This is a genomic window from Pseudoxanthomonas sp. PXM01 (assembly GCF_014851815.1).
GTDB lineage: Bacteria > Pseudomonadota > Gammaproteobacteria > Xanthomonadales > Xanthomonadaceae > Pseudoxanthomonas_A.
Map to the genome: position 1 here is coordinate 1425735 of NZ_JACVAJ010000002.1, position 13575 is coordinate 1439309.

13 protein-coding genes and 1 pseudogene are annotated in these 13575 nt (G+C 68.4%); 5 read left to right on the forward strand and 9 right to left on the reverse strand.

The features are described from left to right. Positions 1–95 precede the first annotated feature (95 nt). A pseudogene (locus IB230_RS19780) lies at positions 96–854 on the reverse strand (cyanophycinase); the annotation flags it as partial. A gap of 120 nt (positions 855–974) precedes the next feature. Here IB230_RS19780 and IB230_RS16145 point away from each other — a divergent pair. The 3 genes from IB230_RS16145 (at position 975) to IB230_RS16155 (ending at position 5787) form a co-directional block, all read left to right on the forward strand. Continuing rightward, the gene (locus IB230_RS16145; protein WP_192273798.1) at positions 975–1568 is read left to right on the forward strand and encodes a sigma-70 family RNA polymerase sigma factor; all 594 of its coding nucleotides are present in this window, start codon (positions 975–977) and stop codon (positions 1566–1568) included. Next, positions 1546–2604, forward strand: a complete 1059-nt coding sequence (locus IB230_RS16150; RefSeq protein ID WP_192273799.1) for a FecR domain-containing protein — start codon at positions 1546–1548, stop codon at positions 2602–2604. The genes IB230_RS16145 and IB230_RS16150 overlap by 23 nt, the downstream gene beginning before the upstream one ends. A gap of 99 nt (positions 2605–2703) precedes the next feature. Further along, positions 2704–5787: a TonB-dependent receptor gene (locus IB230_RS16155; RefSeq protein WP_192273800.1), complete on the forward strand. Its 3084-nt coding sequence runs from the start codon at positions 2704–2706 to the stop codon at positions 5785–5787. A gap of 49 nt (positions 5788–5836) precedes the next feature. Here the strand turns inward: IB230_RS16155 and IB230_RS16160 are convergent, their stop codons facing one another. Genes IB230_RS16160 through arfB form a run of 3 tightly spaced genes read right to left on the reverse strand, consistent with a single transcriptional unit; the run spans position 5837 to position 7165 of the window. Next, complete coding sequence (locus IB230_RS16160) at positions 5837–6130, reverse strand: hypothetical protein (RefSeq protein WP_192273801.1); 294 nt, start codon at positions 6128–6130, stop codon at positions 5837–5839. Beyond that, positions 6130–6690 (reverse strand): lysophospholipid acyltransferase family protein, encoded by a 561-nt coding sequence (locus IB230_RS16165; protein ID WP_192273971.1) that lies wholly within the window; start codon positions 6688–6690, stop codon positions 6130–6132. The genes IB230_RS16160 and IB230_RS16165 overlap by 1 nt, the downstream gene beginning before the upstream one ends. Positions 6691–6730: 40 nt before the next feature. Then, positions 6731–7165, reverse strand: a complete 435-nt coding sequence (gene arfB, locus IB230_RS16170; RefSeq protein ID WP_192273802.1) for an alternative ribosome rescue aminoacyl-tRNA hydrolase ArfB — start codon at positions 7163–7165, stop codon at positions 6731–6733. Between the two features lie 124 nt (positions 7166–7289). Here arfB and IB230_RS16175 point away from each other — a divergent pair, with 124 nt between their 5' ends. After that, on the forward strand, positions 7290–7850 hold the full coding sequence (locus IB230_RS16175; RefSeq protein ID WP_192273803.1) for a DUF2059 domain-containing protein: 561 nt from the start codon (positions 7290–7292) through the stop codon (positions 7848–7850). A 113-nt stretch (positions 7851–7963) separates the two neighbouring features. Here IB230_RS16175 and ung read toward each other — a convergent pair whose 3' ends face one another. The 5 genes from ung to rhlB all read right to left on the reverse strand — a co-directional run bounded on the left by ung (position 7964) and on the right by rhlB (position 12951). Further along, complete coding sequence (gene ung, locus IB230_RS16180; protein ID WP_192273804.1) at positions 7964–8671, reverse strand: uracil-DNA glycosylase; 708 nt, start codon at positions 8669–8671, stop codon at positions 7964–7966. A gap of 4 nt (positions 8672–8675) precedes the next feature. Beyond that, positions 8676–9515: a response regulator gene (locus tag IB230_RS16185; protein ID WP_192273805.1), complete on the reverse strand. Its 840-nt coding sequence runs from the start codon at positions 9513–9515 to the stop codon at positions 8676–8678. A 16-nt stretch (positions 9516–9531) separates the two neighbouring features. Then, positions 9532–10476: a permease-like cell division protein FtsX gene (ftsX, locus tag IB230_RS16190; protein WP_192273806.1), complete on the reverse strand. Its 945-nt coding sequence runs from the start codon at positions 10474–10476 to the stop codon at positions 9532–9534. Next, entirely contained in the window at positions 10473–11159 is a 687-nt protein-coding gene (gene ftsE / locus IB230_RS16195; RefSeq protein WP_192273807.1) for a cell division ATP-binding protein FtsE, read from the reverse strand. The genes ftsX and ftsE overlap by 4 nt, the downstream gene beginning before the upstream one ends. Positions 11160–11262: 103 nt before the next feature. Further along, positions 11263–12951 carry an ATP-dependent RNA helicase RhlB gene (rhlB, locus tag IB230_RS16200; RefSeq protein ID WP_192273808.1) on the reverse strand — a complete coding sequence of 563 codons (1689 nt, stop codon included), beginning with the start codon at positions 12949–12951 and terminating at the stop codon, positions 11263–11265. A 226-nt stretch (positions 12952–13177) separates the two neighbouring features. Here rhlB and trxA point away from each other — a divergent pair, with 226 nt between their 5' ends. Beyond that, on the forward strand, positions 13178–13519 hold the full coding sequence (gene trxA, locus IB230_RS16205) for a thioredoxin TrxA (protein ID WP_062350453.1): 342 nt from the start codon (positions 13178–13180) through the stop codon (positions 13517–13519). Positions 13520–13575: the final 56 nt, after the last annotated feature.

Consider the following 13575-nt stretch of genomic DNA (forward strand, 5'->3'; position numbering starts at 1 on the left):
TCGTCTTCGACCTGCTTCTGCGCGAAGCCGCCCTTCACGACCGTCGCGCCGGCGCCCGGCGCAGTGGCGTACACGCGCGCATGGCCATCGCCTTCCACCGCGACCGCGGCGTCTTCATCCACGCCGAGGCCCAGGATCGGACGGCCCGCCATCGACTCGGCCTTGGCGACGAACGCGATCAGGCGACCGAGGCGGTTGCGCTCGCTGAAGTGCGTGTCGGTCAGCACGCCCTTCAGCAGGGCCAGTTGCAGGAAGCCGGTTTCGATGGTGTTGTCCGCACCGAGCGGATCGGCCAGCGCGCGCGGGCTGATCTGGCTGCCGCCGTCCATCGCGCCGTACAGGTACTCGCCCTGCATCGCCAGGCCGGCGCTGGTGCCACCGAGCGGCTTGCCGGCGCGCACATGCGCGTCCAGCGCCGCGCCCACCGGCGTGCCGCGCCAGTAGCGCACATAACGCGACTGGTCGCCGCCCGCGAGGAAGATGCCGTCGGCGCGCTTCAGGCTGCGCAGCACGTCGGGATCGCTGGCGCTTTCGCGATCGCTGAACACATAGGTTTCGACCGAAACGATGCCGCCGACTTCATTGAAGAACTCTTCGCCGATCTCGCCGGCCTGCGAGGCGCGCAGCACGACGATGTGGCCGTTGCCGGCCTTCTTCATGAACCAGTGCATCGCATCGAAGTTGCGATCGCCGCCGCCCATCAGCAGCAGACCCGGCTGTACCTGCCCCGGCGTCTTCGCCGTGGTGTCGCCGAGCACGTAGTGCGCCGGCTTGGCAGCCCATGCCGGCAGGGACAAGGCGAGCGCCACCACGCAGATCGCGCCGCGCTGCAACATGCCGAAGACAGACACCATGCCGTAGTACTCCCAGATCGAAGGTCGCGGCAGGATGCCACGCACCGATGACGAAGTGAGACGAACCGGCGGCCGTGTTCCCCCATGCGGAAGCGCGCGTGCTTGGGCTAGAGTGCGGCCATGCCCACCGAATTCGACGACTGGTTCGTTAGCGAAGTGCTCGTGCACGAACGGGCGCTGGCGCTGTTCCTGCAGCGCAGCTGGCCGCACCGCGACGAGTGGCACGACCTGCGCCAGGAGGTCTACGCGCGCGTCTACGAAGCCGCGGCGCGCGCGCGGCCGGACACGCCGAAGGCCTTCCTGTTCGCCACCGCGCGCCACCTGATGACCGACCGCCTGCGCCGCAGCCGGGTGGTGTCGATCGAGCCAGTGGGTGATTTCGAGTCCTCGAACGTCTACCTGATCGACGAGGTGTCGCCCGAGCGGTGGACCGGGACCCGGCAGGCGCTCAAGCGCGTGGTCGAGGCCCTGGACCGGCTCCCCGACCGTTGCCGCGAAGTGGTGTGGCTGCGGCGCGTGGAGGAACTGCCGCAGAAGGACGTCGCCTCCCGACTGGGCATCAGCGAGAAGACCGTGGAAAAGCATTTGGCCAAAGGGATGCGCCTGATCGCCGACCACCTGTACGGCGGCGACGCCGTGCCTGCGCTGGACGGGCGCCGTGCCCGGCCCATCATGGACGAGGACGACGCGCATGACCGACAGCAGGCAGATTGAGGCGCAGGCCGCCGACTGGCTGGCCCGACGCGATGCGGAAACCTGGACCGCAGGCGAGCAGCAGTCGCTCGATGCCTGGCTGTCCGCATCGCCGCGGCACAAGGTCGCCTTCCTGCGCGTGCAGTCCGCCTGGACGGAGGCGGGCCGCCTGCAGGCGCTGGCCGCCGGCCTGCCCGCAGGCACGCTGCCGCCGCGTACCGAGCCGACAGGGTTCGCCACCGCGCCGCGCAACGACGCCCGGCCCGACCTGAGCACGCTCCGCTTTGCGCCCCGGGATCGCACGAGCCACCGGCGTCGCGGTTGGCCGCACGGCATCGCCGCGGCCCTGGTGCTGCTGGTGGCCGGCTCCGCGGCCTGGGGCGGCTGGCAACTGACCGGGCGCGCGCAGGCGAGCTACGCCAGCACGGTCGGCCAGATCGAAACCGTCACCCTGCCCGACGGCTCCACCGCCACGTTGAGCAGCGACAGCCGGCTGGACGTGCGCATCAGCCGCGGCGAACGGCACGTGGCGCTCACGCAGGGCGAGGCGTTCTTCGACGTGGCCCGCGACACCCGGCGCCCGTTCGTGGTCGAGACCGAAGGCCGGCGCGTCGCCGCCGTCGGCACGCGCTTCTCCGTGCGCCGCGATCCGGACGAAATCCGCGTGGTGGTGACCGAAGGCAAGGTGCGACTGGAAAGCCGCCCCGGTCCGGACGGCACCGCCCAGCCGGTGTCGCTGCTGCCGGCCGGCAGCGTGGCCACCGCCGGCCGCAGCGGCGTGCTGGTGCGCTCGGTGCCGGTCGCCGAGGCGGAACGCTTCCTGGAGTGGCGCGACGGCTTCCTGACCTTCGACGACACCTCGCTGGCGGACGCCGCCGCCGAGTTCAACCGCTTCAACACGCGCAAGCTGGAACTGGGCGACGTCGCCGTCGCCGACCTGCGCGTGGGCGGCAACTTCCGCTGGTCCAATGCCGAGGGCTTCGTGCACCTGCTCGAACAGGGGTTCCCGGTGCGCGCCGAACGGCATGCGGACCGCATCGTCCTGCACACACGCTAGGCCGCGCACGCCACGACGAAGGTCATGGGGGGATTTGCGCGGTTCGTTCGTCCTGATAGCCAACAGGCGCCATTCCGAGCGCCACCGGGGAGAGAGTCGATGCGGTATCCAGTGCGCGTGCTGTTGTTGAGTGCAGCCTGTAGTGCGGCGCTCGCCGCCCAGGCCCAGGCGGCCCCCGGCCGCATCGATCTGCCTGCGGGCGAACTGACGTCGGCGCTGAACACGCTGGCCAAGCAGTCCGGTACGCAGCTCGTGTACCGCGCCGACCAGCTGAAGGGACGACGCACCACCGGGGTGCAGGGCGCCACGTCGACCGACCAGGCGCTCGATCGCCTGCTGCAGGGCAGCGGCTTCCAGGCCAAGCGCGATGCCTCCGGCGCCGTGCTGATCGTCCAGGCCGACGCCACCCCGCGTCGCGCACCGGCGCCGCGTCCCGCGCCCCAGGAGGCGCCTCCCGGCGGCGGCTCCGCGCAGGCAGAAGAACCCGTAACCCAGCTGGAGACCCTGCAGGTCACCGGCTCGCGCATCCCGCGCGCGCAGATCGAAGGTCCAGCGCCGATCACGGTGGTTACGGCAGAACAGATCCAGGCGGCGGGCTTCACTTCCGTGCCCGAAGTACTGCGCTCGCTCAGCCAGAACAGCGGCAGCGTCCAGGGACAACAGAACACCACCAGCGCCCAGTCGACCCCCGGCGCACAGGCGGCCGACCTGCGTGGCCTCGGCCCCAACCACACGCTCGTGCTGATCAATGGTCGCCGCATCGCCGACTTTCCGCTGCCGCTCAATGGCCGCAGCAACTTCACCGACATCGGCAACATCCCGCTCGGCATGATCGAACGCATCGAAGTGCTGACCGGCAGCGCATCGGCCGTGTACGGCTCCGATGCCATGGCCGGCGTGATCAACTTCATCCTCAAGAAGTCCACCGACGGCACCATCTTCGACTACCGCTACGGCAACACCGAGCGCGGCGGCGGCGAATCGCACCGGCTGACGCTGACCACCGGCTTCGAGCGCGACAACTTCAGCGGCATCGTCGGCGTGGAACTGCTGGACAAGCGCCCGCTGTGGGGCTTCGAACGCGAGAACCAGGACTCCACCCTCGACGCACCCACGTCGCGCCGCCGCCTGCCCCGCCTCACCGCGCAGCTCTACGACTGGGACGACGACGTCAACATCGCGCCGGCCGACGATTGCCGCGCCATGTCGGGCCTCAACGACGGCACGACCGTGCTGGCCGAAGACCGCTTCGGCGAACCCTACTGCGGCAGCGAGCGCGCCATCGCGTATCGCACGATCCAGAACGAGCGCAAGGGTTACTCGGCCTACGGCTCCTTCGAGTACCGCTTCTCGGACAACCTGTCCTGGTTCGCCGATGTCCAGCTCGGCCGCCAGGAAGTCCGGCTGCTGACCGGCACCAACGGCAACGACGTGGTCAGCGACGTCATGGGCTGGGAGTTCCACGACCCGAACTCCACCGACAACAACGACAAGATCTTCTACAACGCCGCCACCGGCCACTACGAGATCTGGTCGCGGCAGTTCACGCCCGAGGAAATCGGCGGCCTGGGCAACCGCATGAACGTCACCACCCAGAAAACCTTCTCGGTGACGACGGGCCTGCAGGGCGCGTTCGGCGACAGCTGGAACTGGGAAGCCGCGTACAACCACTCCCAGTACAAGGCGGATGTCGGCATGCCCCGCATCCGTGCCGCCGCCGCGAACCGGCTGTTCCTCGGCGAGCAGCAGGGCTACGACGCGGACGGCTATGCGATCTTCAGTCCTGACCCGACGCGCCTGTTCACGCCGCTGACGCCAACCGAATTCGCGTCGATCGCCGCGATGTCCACGTTCCGCCCGAAGGCCGACAACGACAACCTCAGCTTCACCGTCGACACGCCGGCGCTGTTCTCGATGCCGGCGGGCGATGTCGGCTTCGCGGGTGCCGTCGAATACGGCACGCAGTCCTACGACATCAATCCCGATCCGTTGGCGCTGACCGCCGATGCGTACTACGGCCCGCGCTACGGCGACGGCAGCGGCGACCGCGACCGCTGGAGCGTCGCGGGCGAGGTGCGCCTGCCGCTGCTGTCCTCGCTGCAGGCCAGCCTGGCCGGCCGCTACGACCGCTACGAGTACGGCAACAAGAACCCGAGCAAGTTCACCTACAGCGCCGGCCTGGAATGGCGTCCTGTCGACACGCTGCTGGTGCGCGGCTCCTACGGCACCGGTTTCCGCGCGCCCGACATGCACTACCTGTTCGCCGGCGACGACTACTACCGCACGCTGTCGACCGACTACTACCAGTGCCGTACCGACGAGCCCGGTTTCAGCGACGGCGAGTGCTACGACGACGGCACCTGGGACATCAACACGTTCGATGTCTACACCGGCAACATCGATCTCGATGTCGAGACCAGCAAGTCGTTCTCGGCCGGCATCGTGTGGTCGCCGTTCGCGGGCTTCGACCTGGCCCTGGACTACTACAAGATCCGCGTGTCGAACCAGGTGCAGACCCAGAGCCGGGAGCAGCTGCGCATCGATGAGGCGAACTGCCGGCTCGGCACCACCGACAGCGGCGCCACGGTCGACGTGAACTCGCCGACCTGCGTCGACGCCCTGGCCCGCGTGATCCGCGATGCGGACGGCGACATCACCAGCGTCCGCTTCGCCCCGATCAACATCGCCAACGAAGAGACGACCGGCGTCGACCTGACGGCGAACTACCGCCTCCAGACCGCCACCGCCGGCGAGTTCCGCTTCACCGGCGCGTACACCTGGACCGACACCCATGTCCGCCAGCAGTACCCCGGCGATCCCGAAGAAGACATGCTGGACGTGAGCTTCAGCGCCACCACCCTGCCGCGCAACAAGGGCAACCTGGGTATCAGTTGGGATCATGGCAAGGTGGGCCTGAGCTTCTTCGGCAACTACCTGGGCCAGGTGGCCAACTACGACAACGACGCGTGGACCGGATCGACCTGGCGCTTCAACGGCGGTGCCCGCTTCGACATCACCGACCATCTGCGCCTGTCGCTGTCCGTCACCAACCTGATGGACAAGATGCCGCCCAAGGATGCGACATGGGCGAACTATCCGTACTACGACACGTCCTGGTTCGACTCGATGGGCCGCAGCTACTTCGTGCAGCTCACCTGGAAGCTCGGCGGCGAGAAGCTGTAACGGCGCCCCGCTGCATCGTCACCAAAGCCCGCCGCAAGGCGGGCTTTTTTTAGTTCTGGTGGCGGGACGCGGCATCCACTTCGTGCTCCGACCGGTAGATCCATCCATCGTCGGGACGTTGATAGAGCGCTTCGAAGCGCCTCATGGTGCCGTTCGCGCACTGCAGGTCGATGGTCATGTAGACGTTGTCGCTGTCGCCCTCCCCCGGGCCCACATCGATCACCGCGCAGCCGGGGTGCCTCGCCTGCGCGTCACGCGCAATCTGCTCGCGATCGGGAGCATGGACCCCGCACGCCGCAAGACAGGGCAGCAGACAGAGCAGCCATCCGCGGACCGCAGGCATCACACGGTCCCGCGGTTCTTCCCCTGCCACGGCCGGTACCACTCCCGGATCGCGGCCATGTCCGTCTCCATGTCGCCGGTCGGGTAGTACACATCGCCGATGCCGACGATCTTGTCGGGGTAGTGGAAGTACGCCATCAGGATCGGCACCTGCGCCTGCTGGGCGATCTTCAGGAAGCCGCCCTTCCACTTGTCCACGCGCTTGCGCGTGCCTTCCGGGGTCAGCGCGAACCACATCCTGTCGGACGTGCGGATCATCCGCACCGCCTGCTCCACCGTGCCCTGCGGCGAGCTGCGATCGACCGGCACCACGCCCAGCTTGCGCAGCAGCGGCGACAGCGGCCACCAGAACAGCTGCGCCTTGCCCAGCACGCGCACCTGGAAGCCCATCGCGATCTTCGCCGCCATGCCCCAGATGCCGTCCCAGTTGGACGAGTGCGGCGCCACGATCATCACCAGCTTGGGGATGTCCGGCAATGTGCCCACGATCTTCCAGCCGAACATCCTCAGGAACGTGCGCCCCATCCAGCGGGTGAAGCGGTTGGGCGGCACCTGCGGCATGTTGGGCGGAATGCGCGGAACGATGTCGTGGCTCAAACGGTTACTCCCATTGGTTCTTCTGCGAACGGCCGCGCTTGACCTGGCTGCGCTCACGCTTGGCATCCAGGCGACGCGCCTTGGCCGCACGCGAGGGCTTGGTGGCGACGCGCTTCTTCGGCACCACCAGCGCGGCGGCAATGATCGCGGCCAGGCGCTCGCGCGCATCCTGGCGATTGCGGTCCTGCGTGCGGAAGCGCTGCGCGTCGATCACGAGTACGCCTTCGTCGATCAGGCGACGGTCGCGCCGGGTCAGCAAGCGTTCTCGAAGCGGCTCAGGCAGCGACGGCGAGCCCGCCACGTCGAAGCGCAGCTCCACCGCCGTCGCCACCTTGTTGACGTTCTGGCCACCCGCGCCGCTCGCGCGCACGAAGCGCTCGACCAGTTCGTCGTCCGGAATCGCCAGCGTCGGCGTGATCTCGAGTGCGGTGCTCCCCATGCGGCGGATTGTAGTCAGGATGGGCGTCGGTTCGTAGCGTACTGCCGCAGGATCGGCGCCAATTAACGCCAGATTTACTCCCCGGCAGGCACCCTGTGCCCCCGTTCCACGCCACCCGCACTGCATGATCGCTGCTTCGCTGACCGCGGCCCGCCGGCTTTCCCGCCTCCTCCTCGTCACCGTCGCGCTGGCGTTCGCCGGCACTGCCCTGGCGGCCGAGCCGTCCGATGCCGACATCGACCGCCTGCTGAAGGCGTCGCGCGCCGAGAGCCTGCTGGCCGGCGTGGTCCCGCAGATGGAAGCCGTGCAGCAGCAGGAGTTCGACAAGCATTTCGCCGGCAAGGAAATGACCGAGGAACAGAAAGCCGAGGTCGCCCGCATCCAAACCAAGACCCAAGAGATCGTGCGCAAGGCGCTGTCGTGGGAAGAGATGCGCCCGGTCTATCTGGACGTCTACAAGAAGACCTACACGCGCGAGGACGTGCGCGCGATCACCAAGTTCTACGAGAGCGCCGCCGGCCAGCGCATGCTCGACAAGAATCCCGCACTGATGCAGAACATCATGAGCGCCGTGCAGCTGAAGATGGTGCCGATGCTGGAAGAGCTGCAGGGCGAGATCAAGAACATCCCGGTCACCCCGCCCCCACCGGTCTCGCCGCCGCAGAAGCGGCGTCGTACGCGCTGAGGCCTGGAAGCAGCTTTGCTCGGTGTGGGAGCGACGTAAGTCGCGATGAGGCGTTACCGGTGGATCATCGCGACTGACGTCGCTCCCACATGCACCGCACCAACCTGCGCCCCTCAGACCACCAGCTGGTCCCGCGGCGGCAACCGCCAGTCGATCGGCGCCGCTCCCCGCTGCGCGAGATACTGGTTGGTGGCGGAGAAATGCCCGCACCCGAGGAACCCGCGATGCGCCGACAGCGGCGACGGATGCGGTGCACGCAGCACGCGGTGGCGGCGCGTGTCGATCACCTTGCCCTTGGCCTGCGCATAGCTGCCCCACAGCAGGAAGACGAGACCTTCGCGCTCGCTCGCCAGCGTTTCGATGGCATGGTCGGTGAAGCCTTCCCAGCCCTTGCCCTGGTGCGCGCCGGCGCGGCCTTCCTCGACTGTCAGCACGGCATTGAGGAGCAGCACGCCCTGGCGCGCCCACGGCAGCAAACAGCCATGGTCCGGCGGCGCGATGCCGAGGTCGGCGTTGATTTCCTTGTAGATGTTCACCAGCGACGGCGGCACCGGCACGCCCGGCAGCACCGAGAAGCACAGACCGTGCGCCTGGCCCGGTCCGTGGTACGGATCCTGTCCCAGAATCACCACCTTCACCGCATCGAACGGCGTGGCGTCGAACGCGGCGAAGATCTGCGGTCCGGGCGGATAGATGCGCGCGCCCGCCGCCTTGCGCTGGCGCAGGAAGGCGGACAGGTCCTGCATGTCCGGTCGCAGCAGCCAGTCGCCGATGCGCGCCTTCCACGAGGGTTCCAGCCTGACGCGGTCGTCGTCCGTCATGCACTCAGACCAGGCTGCGCGTCTCGTCCATGCGCGCCAGGCGCAACTGGAACAGCACCTTGGTCACCAGCAGGCGTTCGGCGATGGGCTTGAGCACCAGGTCATTGGCACCGGCCTGCAGCAGTTCGGCCTGGTTGTCGCGGTTGCTGTCGCCGGTCATCACCAGGATCGGCAGGCGCCGCTTGCCGTAGGCGAAATCCACGCGAATGCGCTGCACGATGTCCCGACCGCTCAGTTCGCCCTTCAGCACCACGTCGGTCAGCACCAGGTCGAACTTGTGGGTGGACAGGCCCAGCGATTCGGCGGTGAGCAGCGCGAAGGCGTCCTCCGCCTTCATCACGTGCACCACGTTGAGCGACTGCCGCTCCAGCATGCGCCGGGTGGTCTCGGCGACGACGCGGCTGTCCTCGATGTAGAGGATGGTGGCGCCGGCTACCGGTTCGGGCTGCACGTAGCCGCGGATGAAGGTCGCCAGCGCCTCGTGGCCCAGCGCCTTGTCGAAATAGTCGGTGACGAACTCGGTGAAGCGGCGCTCTTCCAGATGCTGCTGCGCGTCGCCGGACACGACGATGACCGGCACGTAGGCCTGGCCCGCCGCCTCGCGCACACTGTGCGCGATCTCCATGCCGTCGCCATCGGGCAACGCCAGCGCCGTGGTCACCAGATGCACCTCGCCCGCCGCCAGCGCCTTGCGCGCGTCGGCGATGCTGGAACAGCCGATCACCTCCACCCCGGGCAGGTCGCGCTTCAGCACATCGGCGATGAGCTTGCGGACCAGCTTCGACCCGTCCACCACCATCACGCGGGGCGCGTCGCTGATCAGATGCCGGAGCTCTTGGGCCATGAAGGTGCGTAAGGTGTCAGGTGGCAGTCGGGCGAGTCTGACGCAAGAAGTGGCCGGTCACCAGCCATGCGCCCAGCCAGCCGATCACCGTGGCCGCCACGACGACGACCGTCGCGCCGGCCGGGTCCAGCCCGACCAGCACGAATGGGCTGCCATAGCTGCGCGCCAGTGCCGCCAGCGGCGCGCGCAGCGCCAGCGCCGCCAACGTCAGCAGGCCGAGCGCCAGCGCGCCGGCTGCCAGCCCGTACCACGCGCCCAGATAGATGAAGGGCCGGCGGATGAAGCCATCGCTCGCCCCCAGCAACTGCAGCACGCCGATCTCCTCGCGCCGCGACTGGATGTCCAGGCGGACGGTGTTGCCGACCACCAGCAGCGCGCCCAGGCCGAACAGCGCCGCGAGCACCCATACCAGCCGCTTGCCGAATCCCATCCAGCCGGTGAGGCGTTCGCGCCAGGCAGCGTCGTGCTGCAGCAAGTCGGTTTCGGGCAACGCTTCAAGCGCGGCGACCAGCCGCGCCTCGTCGCCCTCGGGCACCACCACCAGCAGGCTCGGTAGAGGATTGCCGTCCAGCAGGTCCAGCGAGCCCGCCAAGCCGCTGCGCTCGCGGAACTCCGCCAGGCCCTGCTCGGGCGTGCGCAGCTCGACTCGAGCGACATCGTCGCGGCTGCGCAGCGATTCCGCCAACGCCTGCGCGCGCGCGACCGATGTTTCCGGCTTGAGGAACAGGTCGATCTCGCGCGACTGCTGCACATCGCCGGCGAAGTGGCCGACGTTCTGCAGCGCCAGCCACAGGCCCAAGGGCAGCACGAACGCGACCGCCATCACCCCGATCGTCAGCAACGTCGCCCAGGGGCGGCGCACGGTGCGGCCCAGGCTGGAAACGAAACTGTAAAGATGCTGGTCCAGCCAGATGCCGAACCCCGAGCGCGCCTGCGCGCGACTGTTCTTCGCGTCGCTCATTCGGCCAGATCCGCGGGAGAGATGTCATCGGCCAGCTTGCCGTGGTCGAGGATCAGCACGCGCTTCTTCATCCGCTTCAGCAGCGACAGGTCATGGCTGACCACCAGCACGCTGGTGCCTCGCTCGGGCATGGACGCGAACAGCGACATGATTTCCGCCGCCAGCGTCGGATCGAGGTTGCCGGTCGGCTCGTCCGCCACCAGCAGGCGCGGCTCGGCGACGATGGCGCGCGCGATGCCGACGCGCTGCTGCTCGCCCGCCGACAGCTGCGTGGGCAACGCATTCTCGCGATGGCCCAGGCACAGTCGTGCCAGCACTTCGCGCACGCGCTTGCCGATGTCGCCACGACGATCGCCGCGCAGGATCAGCGGCAGCGAGACGTTCTCCATCACCGTGCGGTCGGTCAGCAGACGATGGTCCTGGTAGACCGCGCCGACCTCGCGGCGATGCAGCGGGATGCGGCCGCCGCGGACCTTCAACAGGTTCTTGCCGGCGAACAGCACGGCGCCGCGGCTGGGCCGCTCGCTCAGGTGGATCAGCTTCAGCAGCGTGCTCTTGCCGGCACCGGAATGCCCGGTGACGAACAGCATCTCGCCCTCGGCCACCTCGAAGCTGACGTCCTCCAGCGCCGCATGGCCGCCGGGGTACTGCTTGCTGACGTTTTCGAATCGAAGGACGCTCATGTCCGTCGATTATGCCGGACCGGTCGAGATGCTGGCGATGGCGCCGCGCAAAGAAAAAGCCGGGACATGCCCGGCTTCTCCTCGATACGCACGATGACAGGGCTCAGCCGCCGGACACCAGCGAGCGGATCTTGCGGCCCAGCTTGGTCAGGAAGCCCGCATTGTCGTCGGCCGGCTTCGGCGCAGCGGCCGGCTTCGCGACGACGGGCGCGGCATTCGCCACGGCACCTTCGGCACCCTCGAGCGGACGGCCATGGCGACGACGACGGCGCTTGCGCGGCTTGCGCTCGCCTTCCGGCAGCGTCGCCGTATCGGTGCGGGCTGCCTCGTTCGCCGGCCGCGGCGCCTGCGGCTTCGCCGCTTCGCCTTCCGGACGCGGCGCGCGCGGCGGACGCGGCTTGCCATCGGCCGAGCGCGCACCTTCGCGGCGACCGCCCTCGCGGCGGCCCCCGTCGCGACGACCCGCACCGCCGGATCCACCCGGTTTGCGGCCACCGCCACGACGCTCCTCGTCGGCCGCCTTCTGTTCGCGGGCTTCGCGGAAGATCTGGCTGACGCTTTCTTCTTCCTCGTCGCCCTCGCCGGCGGCCGGCTTCGGACGTTCCGGGCGCGGCAGCGCGGTCAGCAGTTCGGCGGTGACCGGCTCGGACGGGATCTTCTGCTCGATGTAGGCCTCGATATCGGGCAGCGACATCGCGTAGCGCTCGCAGGCGAAGCTGATCGCATCGCCTTCGGCGCCGAGGCGCGCCGTGCGGCCGATGCGGTGCACGTAGTCCTCCGCATCGAACGGCAGGTCGTAGTTGAACACGTGTGACACGCCATCGATGTGCAGGCCGCGCGCGGCCACGTCGGTGGCCACCAGCAGTTCCAGCTGGCCCGCCTGGAAGCGCTTCAGCAGCGACTCGCGCTTCTTCTGCGGCACGTCGCCGGACAGCACGCCGACGCGGTAGCCTGCGCGTTCCAGCGCGCGCGCCACGCGTTCGACGAACGCCTTGGTGTTGACGAACACCATCGTGCGCGCGCCTTCGCTGCGCGACAGCAGGCCGATCAGCAGCGGGATCTTCTCTTCGTCGGCCGGGTAGTACAGCTTCTGCCGGACCTTCGCCGCGGTGATGAACTCGGTCTCGACGACGAGCTTCTCCGGCTCGTTCATGTGCTCGTAGGCCAGTTCGAGCACGCGGTGCGACAGCGTGGCCGAGAACAGCAGCGTCTGCCGCGTGGTGCGCTCGGGCATGCGGCGCAGCAGGAAGCGGATGTCCTTGATGAAGCCGAGGTCGAACATGCGATCGGCTTCGTCCAGCACGCACATCTCGCAGGCGTGCAGGCTGACTACCTTGTGCTGCTTGACGTAGTCGATCAGGCGACCGGGGGTGGCGATGATGACGTCGACGCCCTGCTGCAGCAGTTCGCGCTGCTTGTCGTAGTCCACGCCGCCGTAGACCAGCGCGAAACGCAAGCCGAGGTCGGCGCCGAACTTCACCGCATCCTTGTGGATCTGGATGGCGAGTTCGCGGGTCGGCGCCAGGATCAGCGCGCGCGGATCTTCCGGCTTGCGCTCGGCCAGCGCGGGGCGGGTCAACAGGCGATTCATCACCGCGACCAGGAAGGCCAGCGTCTTGCCGGTGCCGGTCTGCGCCTGGCCGGCGACATCGCCGCCCTTCAGGGCGACCGGCAGCGTCATCGCCTGGATCGGCGTGCAACGGGAGAAACCTGCGCCTTCCAGCCCGGCAAGCAGCGCCGGATGCAGGTCGAACGAGGAGAAAGTTATGTCGGTTAACGGTTTGTCGCTCATGCCTTCTTCTTTGCGTCGCTGTGTTCCGCGCGCGTCTCTTATGAATGCGGTGGGTGTGCTTGCAACGGCCTGACCGGCGTCGCACACTGCGCCCCCTGTGCCGGGTTGCGCGACCACCTGGGAACCCTTGATAAAGGTCGCGGAACGCCCCAGTTTACCCCAATCGTGGTGGCCGTCCCGGCCCGAACCCGTCCGCGCCCGCCCGCGGACCCCGCAGGAGATCCCCGTGAGCGACAAAGTGACCCACGTCGGCGATGCCGATTTCGATGCTGCCGTGCTGCAGTCCGGCGAGCCGGTACTGGTGGACTTCTGGGCCGAATGGTGCGGCCCCTGCAAGATGATCTCGCCGGTCCTCGACGAGCTGGCCGAGACCTACGGTGGCAAGCTGAAGGTCGCCAAGGTGAACGTGGACGAGAACCGTGCCACCGCCATCAAGTACCACGTCCGCTCGATCCCGATGCTGCTGCTGTTCAAGGATGGCCAGATCCAGGCCACCCAGATCGGCGCCGTGGGCAAGGGGCAGCTGACCCAGATGATCGACAAGGCCCTGGGCTCCCAGGCCGCCTGACCCCTCGCCCCGCCCCCGCCACGGCGGGGGCGCAGGCTGAATCTGCTTGAACCCGC

What these genes read in the sequence shown, in the direction of transcription:
- ftsE (WP_192273807.1), bottom strand. Translation starts at nt 11,159, where the DNA reads ATGAGCGTCCTTCGATTCGAAAACGTCAGCAAGCAGTACCCCGGCGGC.
- IB230_RS16175 (WP_192273803.1), top strand. Translation starts at nt 7,290, where the DNA reads ATGATCGCTGCTTCGCTGACCGCGGCCCGCCGGCTTTCCCGCCTCCTC.
- IB230_RS16160 (WP_192273801.1), bottom strand. Translation starts at nt 6,130, where the DNA reads ATGCCTGCGGTCCGCGGATGGCTGCTCTGTCTGCTGCCCTGTCTTGCG.
- IB230_RS16185 (WP_192273805.1), bottom strand. Translation starts at nt 9,515, where the DNA reads ATGGCCCAAGAGCTCCGGCATCTGATCAGCGACGCGCCCCGCGTGATG.
- ftsX (WP_192273806.1), bottom strand. Translation starts at nt 10,476, where the DNA reads ATGAGCGACGCGAAGAACAGTCGCGCGCAGGCGCGCTCGGGGTTCGGC.
- IB230_RS16155 (WP_192273800.1), top strand. Translation starts at nt 2,704, where the DNA reads ATGCGGTATCCAGTGCGCGTGCTGTTGTTGAGTGCAGCCTGTAGTGCG.
- ung (WP_192273804.1), bottom strand. Translation starts at nt 8,671, where the DNA reads ATGACGGACGACGACCGCGTCAGGCTGGAACCCTCGTGGAAGGCGCGC.
- IB230_RS16145 (WP_192273798.1), top strand. Translation starts at nt 975, where the DNA reads ATGCCCACCGAATTCGACGACTGGTTCGTTAGCGAAGTGCTCGTGCAC.
- rhlB (WP_192273808.1), bottom strand. Translation starts at nt 12,951, where the DNA reads ATGAGCGACAAACCGTTAACCGACATAACTTTCTCCTCGTTCGACCTG.
- arfB (WP_192273802.1), bottom strand. Translation starts at nt 7,165, where the DNA reads ATGGGGAGCACCGCACTCGAGATCACGCCGACGCTGGCGATTCCGGAC.
- IB230_RS16165 (WP_192273971.1), bottom strand. Translation starts at nt 6,690, where the DNA reads ATGCCGCAGGTGCCGCCCAACCGCTTCACCCGCTGGATGGGGCGCACG.
- IB230_RS16150 (WP_192273799.1), top strand. Translation starts at nt 1,546, where the DNA reads ATGACCGACAGCAGGCAGATTGAGGCGCAGGCCGCCGACTGGCTGGCC.